The following is a 20,072-nucleotide window of genomic DNA, read 5'->3' on the forward strand; positions in this document are numbered from 1 at the left end:
CCGCCGCGCGGCGGGGCAGTCATCGGCGCGCCGGGAGCCGGCGCGCACCGTTCAGGCCGGCTCGTCCCGGCCCTCGGCGGCGCGCCGCGCCGCCTCCGCCGCGTCCGCCGCCGGCGTCCCCGGCCGCTTGCGCTCGACCCAGCCCTCGACGTTGCGCTGCCGCGCCCGCGCGACCGCCATCGCCCCCGGCGGGACGTCCTGGATGATCACCGACCCGGCGGCGGTGTAGGCGCCGTCGCCCACCGTCACCGGCGCGACGATCATGTTGTCGCTGCCGACCTTCACGTGCGAGCCGATCACGCTGCGGCTCTTCCGCACGCCGTCGTAGTTCACGAACACCGAGCTCGCGCCGATGTTGGAGTGCTCGCCGATCTCCGCGTCGCCGACGTAGGTCAGGTGCGGCACCTTCGTGCCCTCGCCGATGTCGGCGTTCTTGGTCTCGACGTAGGTCCCGATCTTGCCCTTGCGGGCCAGCCGCGTCCCCGGCCGCAGGTAGGCGAACGGGCCGACCGACGCCTCCGGGCCGATCTCCGCCCCGACGCACACCGCGTTCACCACGGACGCGTCCTCGCCCACCCGCGTGTCGGTCAGCGTGCAGTTCGGCCCGACGCTGGCGCCCGCCTCTAGACGGGTGCGGCCGTGCAGCTGCGTCCCCGGGTGCACGACGGCGTCCGGCTCGGCGGTCACGTCCACGTCGATCCAGGTGGACGCGGGGTCCACGATCGTCACCCCGGCCCGCATGTGGGCCTCCAGGATCCGGTCGTTCAGCTGCCTCCTGGCCTGCGCCAGCTGGACCCGGTCGTTGACGCCCTGCGTCTCCACCCAGTCCGCGACCAGGTGCGCGCCGACCCGGTGGCCGTCGCCGCGCAGGATCGCCACCACGTCGGTGAGGTACTCCTCGCCGCCCGCGTTGTCGGTGGTCACCCGCTTGAGCGCGTCCTCCAGCAGGGTCCCGTCGAAGGCGTACATGCCGACGTTGATCTCGGTGACGGCGCGCTGCGTCTCGGTCGCGTCCTTGTGCTCCACGATCGCCTCGACGCTGCCGTCCGCCGCGCGGATCATCCGCCCGTACCCGGTCGCGTCGGGCATCTCCGTCGTCAGCACGGTGACCGCGTTGCCCTCGTCCCGGTGCGCGCGGACCAGCGCGGCGAGCGTCTCGCCGCGCAGCAGCGGGTGGTCGCCGTTGGTCACCACGACCGTCCCGTCGAGCGACCCGGTCTGCTCCAGCGCCATCCGGACGGCGTGGCCCGTCCCGCCCTGGACCTCCTGGACGGCGGGCTCCACGTCCGGCGCCTGCTCGCGCAGGTAGGCGACGGCCTGCTCGCGCCGGTGCCCGACGACCGCGACGAGCCTGCGCGGCTCCAGCTCGCGGGCGGCGGCCAGCACGTGGCCGAGCATGGCGCGCCCGCACAGCTCGTGCAGGACCTTCAGGGTGCGGGACTTCATCCGGGTGCCCTCGCCCGCGGCGAGAACGATGACGGCGGCCGGGCTGTCGGCACTCACTAGGAGGCTCCTCGGCATCGCGGACGGGATCGACGGCGAGCGCGCCCACCTGCGAGATCACGGTACGGCAGGCCGAGGCGCACCCGACACCGGAAGGATACCGCCCGCCGGGCGCGCGTCACCCGGAGGGCCGCTTCACCAGGACGGACGCCCTGGAGATCGGCGTTCCGGGCGAATGTGCTCCCGGGGGAGGAATCGAACCTCCGTTGACTGAACCAAAATCAGTTGTCCTGCCCCTAGACGACCCGGGATGGGCGATTCAGCCCTCCCCGCATGAGAGAGAGCCGAGTCGAGCGAGACCAAGGATACCGAGTGGACCCGCGCGATCCCCAAGGCTTTCGCCTCGCCCGGGACTCTACTGGGTGATCCACTCCGGCACCGGCCCGCGGGCGCGTCCGCATGTGGCGGCAGTGGACGTTCGCAAGCCCGTGCTCGACCGCGCCAGCGCATCCTGGTCGATTTTGCCGAATCGGTTTAGAACGCCCGTCACGGAGCACCCCATCACCGTGTCGCCCGACCACCCGGCGCGGGCGCGGTCGGAGCGCCCCTCCAGGCCCGGGACATGGAGTTCCCTTCGCGGCGGGCGACGACGTTCACACGAGGGTTATGTGGCTCATGAGACAGATTCCCGCTGAATTCACCGGTGGTCCCTGTCCAACTTACGGTTGCGTAGGTTACGTTGGCGTAGGTAAGTCAGCCCCTAGTCGCAGGAAGTGGTGACGCATGACAACGGCTCCGACCATGGCTCCTCCTCAACCCGAACGGCGCCCCGAACTAGCACCCGACCAGCAGGGCAACGCCGAACGCGCGCTCGTCGCGGTGTTCACCGGCGTCCCGTTCCTGGCCCTGTTCGCGGCCGTCCCGCTCGCCTGGGGCAGGTTCCTCGGCTGGACCGACGTCGCGCTGACGGCCGTCTTCTACGTGCTGTCCGCGGGCGGCATCACCGTCGGGTACCACCGCTACTTCACGCACGGGTCGTTCAAGGCGAACCGGGGCCTGAAGATCTTCCTGGCGCTGGCCGGGAGCATGGCGATCCAGGGGCCGGTGATCACCTGGGTGGCCGACCACCGGCGCCACCACAAGCACTCCGACCAGGAGTTCGACCCGCACTCGCCGTGGCGGTTCGGGGACGACTGGAAGGCGCTCGCCAAGGGCCTGGTGTGGGCCCACTACGGCTGGCTGTTCGACGCGAACCGGACGTCCAAGCAGCGGTTCGCCAAGGACCTGCTGAACGACCGCGACATCACCCGGATCCACCTGGCCTTCCCGGGCCTCGTGGCGGTGTCCTTCCTCCTGCCGGCCGCGCTCGGCGGGCTGATCACGATGTCGTGGCTCGGCTTCTTCACGGCCCTGTTCTGGGCCGGGTTCGTGCGAATCACGCTCGTCCACCACGTGACGTGGGCGATCAACTCGATCTGCCACACGTTCGGCAAGGAGCACTTCGAGGTGCGCGACAAGTCCCGCAACGTGTGGTGGCTGGCCATCCCGTCGCTCGGCGAGTCGTGGCACAACCTGCACCACTCGGACCCGACGTGCGCGCGGCACGGCGTGCTGAAGGGGCAGGTCGACGTCAGCGCCCGGATCATCTGGGCGTTCGAGAAGGCCGGCTGGGCGCGCGACGTCCGGTGGCCGAAGGACGACAGGCTCGCCGCGAAACGCGCGAAGCAGGCGGCGTGACCGTCACAATTGATCCCGTGACAGATCCCGCTCCCAGGCCGCGCAGAAAGCGGATGACCGGTAAGGAACGCCGCGAGCAGCTCCTCGACATCGGCCGCACGCTGTTCGCCGAGCGCGGCCTGGACGGCACCTCGGTGGAGGAGATCGCCTCCGCCGCGGGTGTGTCGAAGCCCGTGGTGTACGAGCACTTCGGCGGCAAGGAGGGCTTGTACGCGGTCGTCGTCGACCGGGAGTTCGAGCGGCTGCTGAGCCTGGTGACGGAGGCGCTGAACTCGGCGATCCACTACCGGAGCAAGCTGGAGAAGGCGGCGCTGGCGCTGCTGGAGTACATCGAGGCGCATCCGGACGGGTTCCGGATCCTCGTGCGCGACTCGCACGGCGGCACGGGGACCGGGAGCTACGCGAGCCTGCTGAGCGAGATCGCCGGCGAGGTGGAGCACATCCTGGCGCAGGAGTTCGACCGCCACGACTACGACGACAAGTTCGCGCCGCTGTACGCGCAGAGCCTGGTCGGCATGGTGGCCCTGACGGGCCAGTGGTGGCTGGACGTGCGCAAGCCGAAGCGCGAGGAGGTCGCCGCGCACGTGGTGAACCTCGCGTGGAACGGCCTCGCCGGGCTGGAGCCGAAGCCGTCGCTGGATCCGCGGCAGCGCCGCAAGGAGCTGGAGCGCGCGGAGAAGCGCGCCGAGAAGGCGGCGGCGAAGGCGGAGAAGGCGGAAGAGAAGGCGGCGGCGAAGGCGCAGCGCAGGAGCCGCCGTGACGTGGAGGCCGAGTTCGCCGATCCGAGCCCGCATCCGTCGGTCTGATCCGCCGGTGGCCGGTCGTGCGCGTGGTGCGGACGCCGGTGGCCGTCCGGAGTTCGTCCGGGCGGCCACCGGCAGGGGTCGCCGGCGTCGGGTCGCGAAGCCGGGGTTCGGTGCCGGGCCGCGCTCTGCGACCATCTCGTGGTCGCGTCCGCGCGGCCTGGACGCCGCCCGCCGGCCGAGGGGCACACCGCAGGGGAACGATTCGCTTGCCTCGGCCGGCGGGCGGCGTCCCGTCTACGGGGCGTGCCGTGTGGCGATCACGAACACTCTCCTGAACGGGAAGACGGTGCCGTAGGGGCGGGCGGGGTAGGCGGCGCGGAGCCGGTCGCGGTAGGCGGCGAGGAACTCGCCGGTCTCGTCCGGCCCGAGGGCCGACAGGACGGGGCGCAGCGCGCTGCCCTTCACCCATTCGAGGACGGGGTCGTCGCCGGTGAGGACCTGCATGTAGGTGGTCTCCCAGGCGTCGACGGCGCATCCGAGGCCGGCGAGGCGGTCCAGGTAGCCGGCCGGGTCGAGGACGGGGTCGTCGCGGACGGTGCCGGCGAGGCGGTCGCGCCAGCGCGGGGAGCGGCACAGCTCGCGGAGCCGGACGTGGCTCTGGGCCGCGAAGTTGCCGGGGACCTGGAAGGCGAGGCGGCCGCCGGGGGCGAGGGCGTCGATCCAGCGCGGCAGCAGGTCGAGGTGCTCGGGGACCCACTGCAGGACGGCGTTGGAGACGATGAGGTCGACGGGGTGCCGGGGCTTCCAGGCGGTGACGTCGGCGACCTCGAAGGTGAGCCGTCCGGGGATCTCGCGGGCGCGGGCCTCGGCGATCATCTCGGGGGAAGAGTCGAGGGCCGCCACGACCGCGCCGGGCCAGCGGCCCGCGAGGGTCGCGGTGAGCTCCCCGCTCCCGCACCCGAGGTCGACGACGTGCCGGGGCGCGATCGGCCCGAGCCGGCCGACCAGTTCGGTGAACGGCCTGGCGCGCTCGTCGCCGTAGACCCCGTACTGGGCGGGGTCCCACACGGCCTCGGCTTGTCTCGACATCAAGAGACATGATGCCGCGCGCTTATCTTGATGTCAAGAGTCTTGCCCGCGGGGCGCCGCACCAGTCATCCGACGGATGCCGCCCGCGGCGTCCCGTTCCTAGGGTCGGGGCATGACGTTCAACGAGGTCGAGCAGAGGTATCTGGCACAGGTCCCGCGCGGGCGGCTGGCGACGGTCGCGCCGGACGGGAGCCCGCAGAACAAGCCGGTCGGGTTCGAGCACAACGCCGCGCACGGCACGATCGACATCCACGGGTTCGGCATGGCGGGCTCGGCGAAGTTCCGCAACGTCGAGCGGCACCCGGCGGTGTCGTTCGTCGTGGACGACGCGATCGGCGAGGGCGCGGAGAACATGCGGTTCCTGGAGATCCGGGGACGGGCCGAACAGGTCCGGGACGGCGAGCGGGACGACTGGTTCATCCGCATCCGGCCGCGCCGGCTGCTGGCGTTCAACATCGACCCGGACCGTCCCGGCATGTACGCGCGCGACGTCGAGGCCGGCTGATGGGCTGGGGCCTGGTGCTGGGTCCGGGAGGCCCGGTCGGCACGGCGTGGATGGCGGGCCTCGCCGCCGGGCTCCGCGCGGCGGGCGCGGACCCGGCCGGCGCGGACGTGATCGTCGGGACGTCGGCGGGCGCGATCGCCGGCGCGATGATCGCCGCGGGCCGCGACCTGGCGGCGGTCGCCGACCTCCCGCCGCGCGACGGGCCGCACCCGCGCGACCCGTCGGTGATGGAGCGGGTGTTCGGGCTGCTGAACGACCCGGCGCTGCCCCCGGACGAGGCGCGCCGCCGGGTCGGGACGCTGGCGCTGGAGGCCGCCGCGCTGCCGGCCGAGCGGCATCGGGCGAGCATGGAGTTCCTGGTCGGCACGGACGTGTGGCCGGAGCGGCCGCTGCTGATCACCGGGGTGGACGTGGCGTCCGGCGAGCCCGTCGTCTGGGACCGGGCGAGCGGCGTGCCGCTGTCGGCGGCGGTCGCGGCGAGCAGCGCGGCGCCCGGTCACGCCCGCCCGGTGGAGGTCGGCGGGCGCCTCTTCATGGACGGCGCGTTCGGCGGCGGCTCGTGGCCGTGGCTGGCGAGGGACGCGGGGACGGTCGTGCTGGTCGAGCCGTTCGCGCACATGTCGGACGGGTCGGGGGGCGACGTCCGGATCGTCCCGGACGAGGCGGCGCTGGAGGCCTTCGGCGGCGACGTCGGCGACGTGACCCGCTGGTCGCGGTGCTACCGCGCGGGCGTCCGGCAGGCCCCCGAGGCGGCGAGGCTGATCGCCGCCGTGGCCTGACGGGGCCGGCGGCGGTCAGCGCTTGATCAGGCCGCGCTCCATCGCGACGACGACCGCGCGGGTGCGGTCGCTCACGTCGAGCTTGGCGAACACGCGGAGCAGGTGGGTCTTCACCGTGGCCTCCGCGATGACCAGCCGCCGCCCGATGTCGGCGTTGGACAGCCCGTCGGCGACCGCGTCCAGCACCTCGGCCTCGCGGGCGGTGAGGGCGACCGGCGCGGGCTGCCGCATCCGGGCGACGAGCCGCTGCGCGACGCGCGGGGCGAGGACGGTCTCGCCGCGCGCGGCGGCGCGCACGGCGTCGGCGAGCTGCTCGCGGGTGGCGTCCTTGAGCAGGTAGCCGATGGCGCCGGCCTCCACGGCGCGCTCGATCTCGGCGTCGGTGTCGTAGGTGGTGAGGATCAGCACGCGGGTGCCGGGGCAGCGGGCGAGGATCTCGGTGGTGGCCGACACCCCGTCCAGCACGGGCATCCGCAGGTCGACGAGCGCGACGTCGGGGCGGAGCCGTTCGGCGAGCGCGACCGCCTCGCGGCCGTCGCCGGCCTCGCCGGCGATCTCGATGCCGGGCTCGCCGGCCAGCAGCGCGGCGACGCCGGCGCGCATCACGGTGTGGTCGTCCACGAGGATCACGCGGACCGTGCCGTCGTTCATGGGGTGCCTTCGCGGGGAAGCAGCGCGAGGACGCGGGTGCCCTCGCCGGGGGCGCTGGTGACGGTGAGCCGGCCGCCGAGCTCGGCGAGGCGGCGGCGCATCCCGTCCAGCCCGAACCCGCCGGACGCGGCGCCGGGGACGAACCCGCGGCCGTCGTCGGTGATCTCCAGTTCGACGCCGTGCGGGTGCGCGGCGAGGACGACGCCGACGGTGGTCGCGGCGGCGTGCTTGCGGACGTTCGCGAGGGACTCCTGGGTGCAGCGCAGCAGCGCGACGCGGGTCGGCTGGTCGCAGTCGACGTCGGGCAGGTCGGCGGCGACGATGAGGCCGGTGTCCTCGGCGAACCGGTCGAGGGTGCGGCGCAGGGTGGCGGCGACGGACCCGGACGCGACGCCGCCGCCCGGCGCGGCGCCGACCAGGACGCGGGCCTCGGCGAGGTTCTCGCGGGCGGTGCGCTCGATGGACACCAGCTGGCGGGCGCTCGCCGCCGGGTCGGTGCCGAGGCCCTCGCGGGCCGCCTCGGCGAGCACGACGATGGACGCCAGGCCCTGCGCGAGGGTGTCGTGGATCTCGCGGGCGAGCCGTTCGCGCTCGTCGGCGGCGCCCTGCCGGCGCTGCGCCTCGGCGAGGCGGCGCTCCGCCTCCTCGAGGTCGGCGGCGAGGAGGCGGGCGCGCTCGTCGTGGCGCCCGACGACGCGGGTCATCCAGAGCCCGACGAGGATGCTCGCGGCGTAGCCGGTGAGGGCGGCGACGGTGTTGCCGCTGACGAGCGTCCCGTCGGGGTGCTTCTGGACCGCCATGCCCGCGACGGTGGCCGCGGTGGCGACGCCGCTGAGGGCGATCGCGCGCCGCGGGCCGCCGCCGAGGATCCAGAAGTGCGGGAGCGAGACGATCAGCAGGGACGCGGCTCCGTCCAGCAGGTAGGAGACGGTGCCGATGCCGATGACCAGCACGCCCAGGAACGTGCACCGGCGCAGGGCCGGGTCGCCCGGGAACGTTCCGGTGATCGGGTAGCAGACCGCGAGCACGGCCAGCAGCGCGAGCGTGCCGGACCGGATGCCCTCGGCGTGGTCCCAGGCGGCGATGCCGGGCGGGACGAGTCCGAAGCACACCCACAGTGCGGCGTACCAGCGGCGCAGCGCCCGCGCCTGGAGCCGGTCGTCGTGCTGTGGCCGCTGCTCCATGGCGGTCAGCCTACTTTCGCGGGGACGGGCTCCGGCACGGCGGCGGGTCCGGGGCGGGACGGCCACCAGTTGCGTTCGCCGAGCAGCAGCATCAGGGCGGGCAGGACCACGATGCGGATGATGAACGCGTCCACCAGCACCGCCGCGGCGAGCGCGAAGCCCATCTGCTTCATCTCGATGATGTGCAGCGGGATGAAGCTGGCGAAGACCGTCACCATGACGAACGCGGCGCTGGTGACGACGCCGGCGGAGCGGCCGATGCCGTCGAGGACGGCGGTGCGGGTGGACGCGCCGGCGAGCCTGGCCTCCCGGATCCGGCTGATCACGAAGACCTGGTAGTCCATCGAGAGGCCGAACAGGATCACGAACAGGAACAGCGGGACGCGGGACCCGATCGTCCCGGTGGAGGTGAAGCCGAGCAGGCCCTCCGCCCACGTCCCCTGGAACGTCACGACGAGCAGGCCGAGCGCGGCGCCCGCCGACAGCAGGTTCAGCAGGACCCCGACGAGGCCGAGCACCACGGACCGGAACGCCCACACCGTCATCGCGAACGTGACGAGCAGCAGCGACGCGATGATGAGCGGCAGCTTCTGCTTCTGGTGGTCGGGGTAGTCGGCGTAGCGGGCGACGTCGCCGGTGACGGCGACCTGGACGCCGGGCAGCCTCCCGACCGTGGCGGGCACGTAGTCGCCGCGGACGGTCCTGAGCGACGCCACCGCCGCCGGGTCGCTGACGTAGTGCGGGACGCGGAGTTCGAGCAGGCTGATCCGGCCGTCCGGGGAGGTGCGCAGTTCGGGGGTCCCGGACAGGCGCGGGTCGTGCTCCGCGCGGCGGGCGAGGTCCCCGAGCGCGTCCGCCACCTCCGCCCGGCGGGACGGGTCCGCCTTCACGACGATCTGGTGCATGGCCTTGAGGTCGGGGAACGCGGCGTTGATCCGGTCGAAGCCCCGCATCGCCGGGATGGAGCGGGGGTGGGTCTCGCGGCCCATGTCGGTGAGCTTCATGCCGAGCAGCGGCGCGGCGAGCGCGAGCATCGCCAGGACCCCGACGGCCAGCGTGGCGCCGGGACGTCGGCCGGTCGGCCGCAGCAGGGCGCGGGTGAGCCGTCCGCCGCTCTCCGGCCGCGTCCCGCGCACCGGCCTGCCGCGCCGGATCCGGCGCTCCCTGCGGTTCTCCGCCCACTGGCCGAGCTTGGCGAGCAGGGCGGGCAGCACCGTGAGGGAGCTGAGGACGGCGACGAGCGTCACGACGATCGCGCCGGTGGCGATCGAGGAGAAGATCACGTCGTCGGCGAGGTACAGGGTGGCGCTGGAGACGGCGACGGCGAGCCCGGACACGACCACGGCCCGCCCGGACGTGGCGGCGGCGAGTTCGACGACGGCCGCCGGCGCCAGGCGCCCGCCCGACCGGGCGCGTTCCTCCCGTTCCCGCTTGAGGTAGAAGAGGGTGTAGTCGACGCCGACCGCCATGCCGATGAGCAGGATGACGTTGGTGCCGACGCCCGCGTCCGGGAAGACGTGCGAGGCCAGCTGCGACAGGCCGACGGCGGCCGCGATCGAGGACAGCGCGAGCAGCATCGGCACCACGGCCAGCGACACCGAGCCGAACACGACCAGCAGGGTGATCAGCGTGACCGGAAGCGCGATCATCTCGGTGCGCGACAGGTCCTCGTCGCGCAGGCTGTCGACGCCCTTGCTGACGGAGGGCCCGCCGGTCTCCTCGACCCGCAGTCCCGGATGCGCGGCCTGCACCCGGGCGGTCTGCGCGACCAGCGCCGCGACGTGCTTGTCGCCGTCCAGCTCCGCTCCCCGCATGGTGACCTCGACGCGGACGGCGGTCCCGTCAGCCGAGCCGATCGGAGGGGAAACCGACTCGACCTCGGGCAGCCGCGACATCCGGGCCGCGTCGCGTGCGGCGGTGTTCGCGGCCGCCGTGTCGAGCCGTCCGGTGCCGGGCTTCGCCGTGATCAGCACCTGCTCGACCGGCCTCTGCTGGAGCCCGCCCTCGGCGGCCATCGCCTCGGCGCGTCCGGCCTCGCCGATCCGGAAGTCCGCGCTGGTCGCGGGGTGCCCGCCGACGGAGATCCCGACGCCGAGGCAGACCGCGACGAACAGGAACCAGCCGGCGACCGCCCGCCAGGGGTGCCCGGCGCTCCACCGGGCCATGCGCACAGGAAGATCTCTCATGCCGGAAATGCTCGCGCCGCGGCCCCCTCCCGCATGAGCCTCGACCGGCTGAACCTGCCGTCCACCGACCGGTGGACCCGCCGCGACAACCGTTGGTTGTCATAGCTGCTCAACAGCTGTTGGACGGGGGTCTACGCGGTGCGGTCCACTGGGTCCACCGCACCGGCGGAGAGCCGCCGGCAGGGATCTGGGGAGGGACCGTGAAGGCACTCGTGCCGACCGGCGACGCGCGGGAGACCGTCGCGTTCGCCGATGCCGACGAGCCGGTGCCGCACGCGGACGAGGCGCTCGTGAAGGTGGCGGCGTTCTCGGTCAACCGCGGCGAGACGTTCCAGCTGGAGGGCGACCGGCCCGGTTGGCGGCCCGGCAAGGACGTGGCGGGCCTGGTCGTGCAGGCGGCGGCGGACGGGTCGGGTCCCGCGTGCGGGACGCGGGTCGTGGGGCACCCGCCGGCGGCGGGCTGGGCCGAGTACGTCGCGGTGCCGGCGCGGTCGCTGGCGGAGCTGCCCGACCGGGTGCCGGCGGAGACGGCGGCGGCGCTGCCGCTGGCGGGCCTCACCGCGCTGCGGCTGCTGCGCACCGCCGGGTCCCTGGCCGGGCGGAGGGTCCTGGTCACGGGGGCGTCCGGCGGCGTCGGGCACTACGTCACCGAGCTGGCCGTGGCGGCGGGCGCGGAGGTCACCGCGGTGTCGGCGACGCCCGAGCGGGGCCGGCGGCTGGCGGAGTTCGGCGCCGCGGTGGTGCCGGACGCGGCGTCCGCGCCGGGCCCGTTCGACCTGGTGCTGGAGTCGACCGGCGGCGCGCAGTTCCCGGCCGCGCTGGAGCGGCTGCGCCGCCGCGGCACGCTGATCTGGTTCGGGCAGGCGTCCCGGACCCCAGTGACGCTGGACTTCTTCCGGTTCTTCGACGGGCCGGAGTCGGCCACCATCCGGCACTTCCACTACGAGGACGCCGACACGACGGACGCCGACGACCTGGCCGTCCTGGTCCGGCTCGTCGCCGAGGGGCGGCTGCACCCGGAGATCGGGCGGGTCGCCGACTGGGCCGAGACCGCCGCCGTCCTCACCGACCTGCGCGAACGCCGCGTGCGCGGCAACGCCGTCCTGACCATCGACCGCTGAACGCCCAAGCCGAACGCACAGGAGGAGACCGAAATGAACGCCAAGGATGTCGTCGTCCGCTACGTCCAGGCCGTCGCCGACGGGGACCTGGAGACGATCAGGGACAGCTTCGCCGAGGACGCGACCTGGACCTACCCGGGCGACCTGCCGCTCACCGGGACCTGGACGGGCCGCGACGCGATCGTCGACGACTTCCTCGGGGCGGCGACCGGGGACCTGTTCAAGCCGGGGACCGCGCCGGAGGTCGCGCTGGTCAACGTGATCGCCGAGGGCGACCAGGTGCTCGCCGAATGGACGGCCAGGGGGATCACCCGGTCGGGCAAGATCTACGACAACCGGTGCGCCGGGATCTACGTCGTCCGGGACGGCAGGATCGTGTCGGTGAAGGAGTACGCCGACACCCAGCACGTCGAGCGAACCCTGTTCGGTTAGCCCGGCCCGGCCGCAGGTCCCTCGACATCAAGACAGGTAGGCTGGCGGCATGGAGGACGAGGTCGACCGGCTGGTCGCGGCGTGGCAGGCCGAGCGCCCGGACCTGGACGTCCGGCCGCTCCAGGTCCTCAGCCGCGTCTCCCGGCTGGCCCGCCACCTCGACCGCGCCCGCCGCGCCGTGTTCGCCGCCCACCAGGTGGAGTCGTGGGAGTTCGACGTGCTCACCGCGCTGCGCCGGGCCGGCTCCCCCTACCAGCTCAGCCCCGGGCAGCTGCTGCGCGCGACGCTGGTGACGTCCGGCACGATGACCAACCGCATCGACCGGCTCGCCGCCGCGGGCCTGGTCGAGCGGCATCCCGACCCGCAGGACAAGCGCGGCGTGCAGGTCCGCCTCACCGAGGCGGGCCTGACCCGCGTGGACGCCGCGTTCGCCGACCTGCTGGCGCGCGAGCAGGCCATCCTCGAAGCGCTCAGCCCCGAGCAGCACGAGACCTTGGCCGTCCTGCTGCGAACCCTCCTGATTCCCTTCGACGCCTAGGCGCGCACCGTCACCGCAGCGCCTCCTCCAGCGCGGCGGCGACGGCACAGAGCCGCTCCTCGCCGCCCGCCGGGCCGATGAGCTGGACGGACGCGGGCAGGTGCGAACCCGGCAGCGGGACGGGCAGCGCGAACGCCGGCAGCCCCGCCACGTTCACCGGGCCGGTCAGCATCGTCAGCAGCAGGTCGTCGTCGCCGTCCGGCGGCTCCGGCGCGACCCCGGCCAGCACCGGCAGCGCGAGCACCCCGTGCCGGGCGAGCAGCTCGTCGAACTCCGCCCTGAGCGTCTTCCGCACGTCCTCCGCCCACGACCGGCGGCCGGACGCGGCCTCCTTCAGCACGGTCAGCCGCCGGTGCATCCGCTCGCTGATCTTCGACGGGTCGCCGAGCAGGTGCCCGTTCTGCGCGTACGCCTCCTCGCCGACGAACACGCCGTTGGCGAGGGCCGCGTCCTGGAAGTGCTCGCAGGCCGCGTCGGTGATCGGGCCGAGGAGGCGGAGCGCGCCGTCCACGGCCGCGTCGATCGCCGGGTCCACGTTCGGGACGCGCAGCCGCCCGATCGGCAGGCCCGCGTCGTAGGCGTCCGGGGTGAAACCGGGCTCGATCAGCCGCATGCCCGTGACGACGGCGGCGACGTCGCGGCCCATCGGCCCGACCGTGTCGAGCGTCGGCGACAGCGGGTACACGCCGTCCAGCGGGACGCGCCCGTTCGTGGTCTTCAGCGACGCGATGCCGCAGCACGCCGCCGGGATCCGGACGGACCCGGCCGTATCGGTGCCGAACGCGACGTCCGCCTCCCCGGTCGCCACCGCCACCGCCGACCCGCTCGACGACCCGCCCGGCACCCGCGCCGGATCCAGCGGGTTCACCGGCGTCCCGGACCAGGGGTTGACGCCGTCGGCGGCCAGGCAGAACTCGGTCAGGTTGGCCTTGCCGGCGATGCGGGCGCCCTGCGCGCGGGCCGCCGCGACGACGGCCGCGTCGGCCGCCGCCGGCTCGGCGCGCTCGGCGACCGCCCGGCTGCCCGCCGTGGTGGGCAGCCCGGCCACGTCGATGGCGTCCTTCACCGCGAGCCGCGGCCCGTCCCCCGGCGCATCGCCGATCTTCACGATCCAAGTCGTCATTGGTGGATCATGACGATTCCGGGCGGCGAGCACCAGGGGTCGCGCCGATGTCCGGACCTAGTCGACGTCCTCGGCGAGCATCAGCCACTCCTCCTCGACCCGGGCCGCCTCCGCCCGGACCTCCTTCAGCTTCCCGTCCAGCTCCTGGAGCTTGACGAAGTCGGTGGCGTGCGCGGCGAGCCTCTCGTGCAGCTCCGCCTCCTGCCCGGACAGCTTCTCCAGGCGGCGCTCCAGCCGGTCGAGCTCCTTGCGGGCCTTCCAGTCCTGCCCGCCCTTCGGCTTCGGCGGCGCGGCGGCGGGCGCCTCCCGCGCGTGCACCTGCGCCGTCCGGGTCCGGGCCGTGCCGGCGGCGCGGCGCTCCAGGTACTCGTCGACGCCGCCCGGCAGCATCGACACCCGGCCGTCGCCGAGCAGCGCCACCACGTGGTCGGTGATGCGCTCCAGGAAGTACCGGTCGTGGCTGACGACGACGAGGGTGCCGGGCCAGCCGTCCAGCAGGTCCTCGACCTCGGTGAGCGTCTCGATGTCGAGGTCGTTGGTCGGCTCGTCCAGCAGCAGCACGTTCGGCTCGCGCATCAGCAGCCGCAGCAGCTGCAGGCGGCGCCGCTCGCCGCCCGACAGGTCGCCGACCGGCGTCCACTGCCGGTCGCCCGCGAACCCGAGCCGCTCCAGCAGCTGGCTCGCCGTCCAGTCCCGCTTGCCGACCGTGATGCGGCGGCGGATCTCCTCCACCGACTCCAGGACCCGGCGCTCCGGGTCGAGCTCCTCCAGGTTCTGCGACAGGTGCGCCAGCTGGACGGTCTTGCCCCGCACCACCTTGCCCGCCACCGGCTCCACCGAGCCGTCCAGCAGCCGCAGCAGCGTGCTCTTGCCGCTGCCGTTGACGCCCACCAGCCCGACCCGGTCGCCCGGGCCGAGCCGCCACGTCATCCGCTCGAAGATCTCCTGCCCGCCGACCCGCACACCGACGTCCTCGACGTCGTACACGGTCTTGCCGAGCCGCGCGGTCGCGAACGTCGTCAGCTCCACCGAGTCGCGCAGCGGCGGCTCGTCGGCGATCAGCGCCTGCGCCGCGTCCACCCGGAACTTCGGCTTGGACGTGCGGGCCTGCGGGCCGCGCCGCAGCCACGCCAGCTCCTTGCGCAGCAGGTTCTGCCGCTTGGACTCCGTCGCCGCCGCGATCCGGGACCGCTCCGCCTTCGCCAGCACGTAGGCGGAGTAGCCGCCCTCGTAGCGCTCGACGGACCCGTCCACGACCTCCCACGTCCGCTCGGTGACCTCGTCGAGGAACCAGCGGTCGTGCGTGACGACCAGCAGCGCGACCCGGCGGCCCTTCAGGTGCCGGGCCAGCCACGCGATCGCCTCGATGTCGAGGTGGTTGGTCGGCTCGTCCAGCAGCAGCAGGTCCGACTCGGGGACCAGCAGCCGCGCCAGCGCGATCCGGCGCCGCTCGCCGCCCGACATCCCGGCCAGCGGCGCGTCCAGGTCGACGTCGGCGAGCAGCCCGGCGAGGACGTCGCGGGCGCGGGTGTCGCCCGCCCACTCGTGCTCGGCGCGGTCGCCCAGCACCACCGAGCGGACCGTCGCGCCCTCGGGGAACACGTCCCGCTGCGTCAGGTACCCGAGCCGCAGGCCGCGCGTGTGCGTGACGCGGCCCTCGTCCGGCTCGACCTCGCGCGCCAGGACCTGCACCAGCGTGCTCTTGCCGCCGCCGTTGCGGCCGACGACGCCGATCCGGTCGCCCTCGTCGAGCCCGAGGGAGACGGCGTCCAGCAGCGGCTTCGGCCCGTACGCCTTGACGACGTTCTCAACGTTGATCAGATTCACGACGCATCCAGCCTATTGCCCCGCGCGCCCTGCCCGGACGGTCAGCCCTGCGGCGGCGCCCAGCCCTGCCCCTGCGGGTCCGGCGGGCTTTGCGGGCCCGGCGGCTCGTGCGGCGGCTGCCCGGACGGCGGGCCCGGCGGACCGTACGGCGGCTGCCCGTACGAGCCGGGCTGCCCGTACGGCGGCTGCCCGGACGGCGGCTGCCCGGACGGCGGCTGCCCGGACGGCGGGCCGGGCGGCCCATAGGGCCCATAGGGCGGCCCCTGCGGCGAGCCGGGCATCTGACCGCCCGGCGGCCGATACGCCGGAGGGGACGCGGCGCGTTGGCGCGACTTCACGACGGCGAGCACGACCACCAGCGCGACGGCAACGACGACGGCGAGAAAGAACAAGATGACCAGAAGTTCGACCACGCTGATGCCCGCTCCTGACGAATGGTCCATTGTCGGTTCCTCACGGGAGGGCGCACCCGCCTGGCATCAGCGTAGCGGCGGGCGCCGTGCGGAGATCACCGCGTCCGGGGCGTCGCGGCGGATCGCCCGGTCGCGGCGCACGGCCCGCACCGCGAGCGTCGCCACCATCGCGACCGCCACCAGCGCCAGCAGCCCCGTCAGATACGTCATCGCTCCACCTCGTCGGGAATCGGCGTCACCGATCAAGACGCCCGCGGAGCGCCGGGAGTTCGCTTGTGTGCCGGAAGCACACAGTGATCGGTTCGGAACGCTGCGACGAGACCGGGCGGCGGCGGCGCCTAGAGCACCGCGGCGCCGGGCACCGGGCCCTGCGCCCGGACGATCTGCTCGGCCACCCCCGCGCCGTCCAGCGCCACCGCGAGGTCGGCGGCGTCCTCGTCGCTCTCGGCGAGGAACGCGCAGGTCGGGCCGGACCCGGACACCAGCGCGCCGATCGCGCCGAGGTCGCGGCCGGCGTTCAGGGTGCGGGCCAGCGACGGCCGCAGCCGCAGCGCGGCGGGCTGCAGGTCGTTGGCGAGCGCGGCGCCGAGCGCCTTGGCGTCGCCGGTCGCCAGCGCCGTCATCAGGTCCTCCGCGACCGACGGCCGCGGGGCGCTCTCCCCCGCCGCCTCGCGCAGCCGGTCGCACTCGGCGTAGACGCGGGGCGTGGACAGGCCGCCGTCGGCGGTCGCGAACACCCAGTGGAACGTCCCGCGGGTGAGGGCCGGGGTGAGCCGCTCGCCCCGCCCGACGCCGATGGCGGTGCCGCCGAGCAGCGCGAACGGCACGTCGCTGCCGAGGTCGGCGGCCATCTCCAGCAGGTCGCCGCGGGCCAGCGCCGGCCGCTCCCGGTCGTCCCATAGCCGGGTGCAGGCGACCAGCGCCGCCGCCGCGTCCGCGCTGCCGCCCGCCATGCCGCCGGCGACCGGGATCGCCTTGCGGATCCGCAGCCGCACCAGCGGCCGCACGCCGAGCCGGGCCGCGACCATGACCGCCGCCCGCGCCGCCAGGTTCCCGGCGTCGGTCGGGACGCGGCCGATCGCCACCCGCGAGTACGGCGCCGCCTCGACCGCCAGCTCCAGGCCGTCGGCCGGCTCCGCGGTCACCTCGTCGAACAGCGACACGGCGTGGAACACGTTCACGAGATCGTGGTAGCCGTCCTCCCGGATCGGCCCGACGCCGAGCTGGAGGTTGACCTTGGCAGGGACGCGTACCCTCACTGCGCTCACGACCAGAACCCTAAGGCAGGGATCAGCCTCCGCTCGTCACCGGGAGGTTGCGGGGATTGAAGTAGGGCGCGGTCGCCATCTCCCGCAGCGCCGACACCGCGTGCGTGTCGCCCGTCACCGCGTAGGCGCGCCGATCGTCGCGGGGACCGTCGGCCTGCTCGTCGGAGTCGAAGTACACCACGGCCTTGACCTGCGGGTCCTCCAGGGTCCTGGTGGCGGCCCGCAGCCATTCGGCGCGGCGCTGCCCGTAGGACTTCGGCACCCCGAACTCGGCGATCATGATGGGCTTGTGCCGGTTCCTGGCCCACTGCATGAACAGCTTCAGCGTCTCCGACAGGTCCCGGTACTCGTAGTCGGCGCCGGGCGGCGCGTCCGCGCAGATCCAGTCGACCTGGTCGTCGCCGGGATAGTAGGCGCCCGCGTTGGGCGCGCCGAACCCGCGGGCGCTCGGGCACCACACCCAGGCGACGTTGTCGACCCTCTCCGCGGTGAAGATCTGCCGCAGGTGCTTCCACGCGGCGACGAAGTCGGCCGGCGAGTGCACCCGCTCCTTCAGCGACGACCGGTCCATGTCGCGGGACCAGCGCAGGAACACCGGCTTGCCGGTCGCCTTGATCGCCTTGGCGCGGGCGCGGATCATCGCGTCGTACTTGCCCTGCACGATCTCCTTGGTGTCGGCGCCCGCCCAGGTCAGCAGCAGGTACCGGTTGCCGCCCACCACGGAGGAGTCGAGCCCCGTCGGGAAGTCGGACTTCCAGCCCCGGTAGCTCTGCACGATGTCCAGCTGGCGGCCCATGTCGCGTTCGAACGCGGCGACGGGCGCCATGCCCGGCCTGCCGGCGTCCTTCCCGGTGGGAGTGCCGGCCGGGGTGCCCGTCGGGCTGCCGGACGCGCCGTCCGCCGGGGTGCCGGACTCGGTCTCCGACGCCCCCGCCGAGGGCGACTTCGTGGCCGCGCCCCCCACCTCGGGCGGCACCCACGCGCCGAAGTAGGCGCCCTTCGCCGGCGGCGTCGGGGCGATGCCCGCCCGCGCGGTCGTCGTTATCTTCGGGGCCGCGCCCGCGCCGTCACTGCAGCCCGCCGCCACCGTCGCGACCAGCCCGCCCACCGCCACCAGCGCCGTCGCCGCCACCGGCAGCCGGGCCCCGCCCACCGCGCCGGGCCGAAGAACGCGCGCCGTCCAGACCCGCCTGGTCCCCGCCCGCGCCGTCCGCGAACGCGCCTTCACCATCGTCCTCCGACTCTCCCGTGTTCATCGCGCCGCTGCCGGCGTCCATCGCGCCAGTGCCGGAGGTACCGGCGTGCCGCGCGCCGTCCCCCGCGTCTGAAGGACCATACTCGGCAATACGGGCGAAGGCGGCCACGTCCAGCGCTTCGCCCCGGGCCCGCGGATCGACGCCCGCCGCGCGCAGCGCCCGCTCCGCCTCCGCCGCCGAGCCGGCCCAGCCCGCCAGCGCCGCCCGCAGCGTCTTGCGGCGCTGCGCGAACGCCGCGTCCACCACGGCGAACACCCGCTCGCGGGACGCGGCGGAGGGCGGCGGATCGCGCCGCGTGAACGCCACCAGCCCGGAATCGACGTTCGGCGCCGGCCAGAACACCGCGCGCCCCACCGCGCCGGCGCGGCGCGCCTCCCCGTACCAGGCGAGCTTCACCGACGGCACCCCGTAGATCTTGCTCCCGGGCGCCGCGACCATCCGGTCGGCGACCTCCGCCTGCACCATGACCAGCGCGGACCGCAGCGACGGCAGCGCCGCCAGCAGGTTCAGCACGACCGGCACCGCGACGTTGTAGGGCAGGTTCGCCACCAGCGCGGTCGGCGCCGGGCCCGGCACCCGTGTGATCTTCATCGCGTCGGCGCGGACGACCTCCAGCCGTCCCGCCAGCTCCGGCTCCCGCGCGGCGGCCGTCGTGGGCAGCTCCGCCGCCAGCACCGGGTCGATCTCCACCGCGACGACGCGGCGCGCCGCCGGCAGCAGCGCCAGCGTCAGCGACCCCAGCCCCGGCCCGACCTCGATGACCACGTCGTCCGGCCCCAGGCCGGCGGCCCGCACGATCCGCCGGACGGTGTTGGCGTCGATGACGAAGTTCTGCCCGAGCGTCTTGGTCGGCCTGACGCCCAGCCGCCCCGCCAGCTCCCGCACGTCCGCCGGCCCGAGCAGCCCCCGTCTCTCCCCCATGAGAACAAGTGTGGCAGGTCAGGAGAACAGGAACTTCCCACATACCGGCCACTGCCCCTGCCAGCGCCCGCTCACCCGGTTGTAGAGCAGCTGCGCCCGGTAGGTCTGCTCCGCCGCGCTCGCGTCCGACGGCCTGCCCGTCCCGCCGACCGACGCCCACGACGACATCGAGAACTGGTACAGCCCGTAGTAACCGGACGGGTTCACCGCCTTCGGATTGCCGTGCGACTCGCAGTTGGCGAGGCCGCTCCAGTTGAGCCTGGCCGCCGCGCCGGTGGCCGCCGCCTTGGGGCCGACCGCCAGGATCCGCGCCAGGGCCTTGCGCTTCACCTTCTGCGCGATGACCGCCTTGACCTTCTTGCCCTTCCGCCGGACGTAGGCCACCTGCACGACCTTGATGCCGGTACGGCCCTTGCGCAGCTCCTTCTCCGACCACGGCGGCACCGACGAGCTCTTCTTCCTGATCGTCGGCGCCGGCACGCTCACCGTCCTGGTGACCGGCTTCGACAGCAGCCGCAGCACCTTCACCGTGTCCCCGGCGGGCTGCTCGCGGGCCGGCTTCACCAGGTCGTAACGGCCGAGCCGGATCCCGGCCTGGTCCAGCACCTGCTGGACGGTCGTCCCGGTCGTCATCGTGGTCGTCTTCTTCTTGTCCACGACGATGACGACCTTGCGCGGCGCCGGGGCGCTCGTCCGCGGCGCGTCCGCCACCCGCAGGGTCGACTCCGCCTTCGGCGATCCACCGCCACCGCACGCCGTCGCCAGCAGGACCGTCACGACCAGGGCAGCAGAAGCCGCAGGGGCTCGACGCACCGTTCCTCCAGGGGGGCCGAGCGGGCTCGGGGGTGCCCGC

The 20,072-nt window shown here is 74.2% G+C and carries 19 protein-coding genes, 1 tRNA gene and 1 pseudogene; 7 read left to right on the plus strand and 14 right to left on the minus strand.

Annotation, left to right across the window (positions count from 1 at the left end; all coding sequences use genetic code 11):
• Positions 1–51: 51 nt before the first annotated feature.
• On the minus strand, positions 52–1,503 hold the full coding sequence (gene glmU, locus ACA514_RS05675) for a bifunctional UDP-N-acetylglucosamine diphosphorylase/glucosamine-1-phosphate N-acetyltransferase GlmU (protein ID WP_375039933.1): 1,452 nt from the start codon (positions 1,501–1,503) through the stop codon (positions 52–54).
• A 180-nt stretch (positions 1,504–1,683) separates the two neighbouring features.
• Positions 1,684–1,754, minus strand: a tRNA-Gln gene (locus ACA514_RS05680).
• Between the two features lie 472 nt (positions 1,755–2,226).
• Between ACA514_RS05680 and ACA514_RS05685 the strand changes: the two genes are divergently transcribed.
• Together ACA514_RS05685 and ACA514_RS05690 are read left to right on the plus strand one after the other, a co-directional pair.
• Positions 2,227–3,180, plus strand: a complete 954-nt coding sequence (locus tag ACA514_RS05685) for an acyl-CoA desaturase (RefSeq protein WP_375039934.1) — start codon at positions 2,227–2,229, stop codon at positions 3,178–3,180.
• A 53-nt stretch (positions 3,181–3,233) separates the two neighbouring features.
• Positions 3,234–3,986, plus strand: a complete 753-nt coding sequence (locus ACA514_RS05690) for a TetR/AcrR family transcriptional regulator (RefSeq protein WP_375039935.1) — start codon at positions 3,234–3,236, stop codon at positions 3,984–3,986.
• A gap of 234 nt (positions 3,987–4,220) precedes the next feature.
• Here ACA514_RS05690 and ACA514_RS05695 read toward each other — a convergent pair whose 3' ends face one another.
• Positions 4,221–5,015, minus strand: coding sequence for a trans-aconitate 2-methyltransferase (locus ACA514_RS05695; protein ID WP_375039936.1), 795 nt, complete (start codon positions 5,013–5,015; stop codon positions 4,221–4,223).
• A gap of 112 nt (positions 5,016–5,127) precedes the next feature.
• Between ACA514_RS05695 and ACA514_RS05700 the strand changes: the two genes are divergently transcribed.
• Both ACA514_RS05700 and ACA514_RS05705 read left to right on the plus strand, forming a co-directional pair.
• Positions 5,128–5,520, plus strand: a complete 393-nt coding sequence (locus tag ACA514_RS05700) for a PPOX class F420-dependent oxidoreductase (protein WP_375039937.1) — start codon at positions 5,128–5,130, stop codon at positions 5,518–5,520.
• Positions 5,520–6,299 carry a patatin-like phospholipase family protein gene (locus tag ACA514_RS05705; protein WP_375039938.1) on the plus strand — a complete coding sequence of 260 codons (780 nt, stop codon included), beginning with the start codon at positions 5,520–5,522 and terminating at the stop codon, positions 6,297–6,299. Before ACA514_RS05700 ends, ACA514_RS05705 begins: the two co-directional genes overlap by 1 nt.
• Positions 6,300–6,314: 15 nt before the next feature.
• Here ACA514_RS05705 and ACA514_RS05710 read toward each other — a convergent pair whose 3' ends face one another.
• The 3 genes from ACA514_RS05710 to ACA514_RS05720 are packed head-to-tail and all read right to left on the minus strand — an operon-like array spanning position 6,315 to position 10,320.
• Complete coding sequence (locus ACA514_RS05710) at positions 6,315–6,950, minus strand: response regulator (RefSeq protein ID WP_375039939.1); 636 nt, start codon at positions 6,948–6,950, stop codon at positions 6,315–6,317.
• Positions 6,947–8,134 (minus strand): sensor histidine kinase, encoded by a 1,188-nt coding sequence (locus ACA514_RS05715; protein ID WP_375039940.1) that lies wholly within the window; start codon positions 8,132–8,134, stop codon positions 6,947–6,949. The genes ACA514_RS05710 and ACA514_RS05715 overlap by 4 nt, the downstream gene beginning before the upstream one ends.
• 5 nt (positions 8,135–8,139) lie before the next feature.
• The gene (locus tag ACA514_RS05720; protein ID WP_375039941.1) at positions 8,140–10,320 is read right to left on the minus strand and encodes an MMPL family transporter; all 2,181 of its coding nucleotides are present in this window, start codon (positions 10,318–10,320) and stop codon (positions 8,140–8,142) included.
• Between the two features lie 200 nt (positions 10,321–10,520).
• Here ACA514_RS05720 and ACA514_RS05725 point away from each other — a divergent pair, with 200 nt between their 5' ends.
• The 3 genes from ACA514_RS05725 to ACA514_RS05735 are packed head-to-tail and all read left to right on the plus strand — an operon-like array spanning position 10,521 to position 12,411.
• Positions 10,521–11,441, plus strand: coding sequence for a zinc-binding dehydrogenase (locus ACA514_RS05725; protein WP_375039942.1), 921 nt, complete (start codon positions 10,521–10,523; stop codon positions 11,439–11,441).
• 33 nt (positions 11,442–11,474) lie between these two features.
• Positions 11,475–11,873 (plus strand): nuclear transport factor 2 family protein, encoded by a 399-nt coding sequence (locus ACA514_RS05730; RefSeq protein WP_375039943.1) that lies wholly within the window; start codon positions 11,475–11,477, stop codon positions 11,871–11,873.
• A gap of 49 nt (positions 11,874–11,922) precedes the next feature.
• Entirely contained in the window at positions 11,923–12,411 is a 489-nt protein-coding gene (locus ACA514_RS05735) for a MarR family winged helix-turn-helix transcriptional regulator (protein WP_375039944.1), read from the plus strand.
• A 10-nt stretch (positions 12,412–12,421) separates the two neighbouring features.
• Here the strand turns inward: ACA514_RS05735 and ACA514_RS05740 are convergent, their stop codons facing one another.
• The 8 genes and pseudogenes from ACA514_RS05740 to ACA514_RS05775 all read right to left on the minus strand — a co-directional run bounded on the left by ACA514_RS05740 (position 12,422) and on the right by ACA514_RS05775 (position 20,032).
• Positions 12,422–13,534, minus strand: a complete 1,113-nt coding sequence (locus ACA514_RS05740) for an amidase (protein WP_375039946.1) — start codon at positions 13,532–13,534, stop codon at positions 12,422–12,424.
• Positions 13,535–13,591: 57 nt separating this feature from the next.
• The gene (locus ACA514_RS05745) at positions 13,592–15,361 is read right to left on the minus strand and encodes an ABC-F family ATP-binding cassette domain-containing protein (protein ID WP_375039947.1); all 1,770 of its coding nucleotides are present in this window, start codon (positions 15,359–15,361) and stop codon (positions 13,592–13,594) included.
• A 41-nt stretch (positions 15,362–15,402) separates the two neighbouring features.
• On the minus strand, positions 15,403–15,804 hold the full coding sequence (locus ACA514_RS05750) for a hypothetical protein (RefSeq protein ID WP_375039948.1): 402 nt from the start codon (positions 15,802–15,804) through the stop codon (positions 15,403–15,405).
• Between the two features lie 36 nt (positions 15,805–15,840).
• Positions 15,841–15,984, minus strand: a complete 144-nt coding sequence (locus tag ACA514_RS05755) for a hypothetical protein (RefSeq protein ID WP_344274344.1) — start codon at positions 15,982–15,984, stop codon at positions 15,841–15,843.
• Positions 15,985–16,112: 128 nt separating this feature from the next.
• On the minus strand, positions 16,113–17,033 hold the full coding sequence (locus ACA514_RS05760) for a 4-(cytidine 5'-diphospho)-2-C-methyl-D-erythritol kinase (protein WP_375040280.1): 921 nt from the start codon (positions 17,031–17,033) through the stop codon (positions 16,113–16,115).
• A gap of 31 nt (positions 17,034–17,064) precedes the next feature.
• A complete protein-coding gene (locus ACA514_RS05765) occupies positions 17,065–18,195 on the minus strand; it encodes a glycoside hydrolase family 26 protein (RefSeq protein WP_375039949.1) in 1,131 nt (376 codons plus the stop codon).
• Positions 18,196–18,370: 175 nt separating this feature from the next.
• Positions 18,371–19,219 (minus strand): annotated as a pseudogene (rsmA, locus tag ACA514_RS05770) (16S rRNA (adenine(1518)-N(6)/adenine(1519)-N(6))-dimethyltransferase RsmA); the annotation flags it as partial.
• Positions 19,220–19,237: 18 nt separating this feature from the next.
• Positions 19,238–20,032: a transglycosylase family protein gene (locus tag ACA514_RS05775; RefSeq protein ID WP_375039950.1), complete on the minus strand. Its 795-nt coding sequence runs from the start codon at positions 20,030–20,032 to the stop codon at positions 19,238–19,240.
• Positions 20,033–20,072 lie beyond the last annotated feature (40 nt).

The organism is Actinomadura sp. NTSP31, from assembly GCF_041951385.1.
In the GTDB taxonomy this organism is placed as follows: domain Bacteria; phylum Actinomycetota; class Actinomycetes; order Streptosporangiales; family Streptosporangiaceae; genus Spirillospora; species Spirillospora napierensis.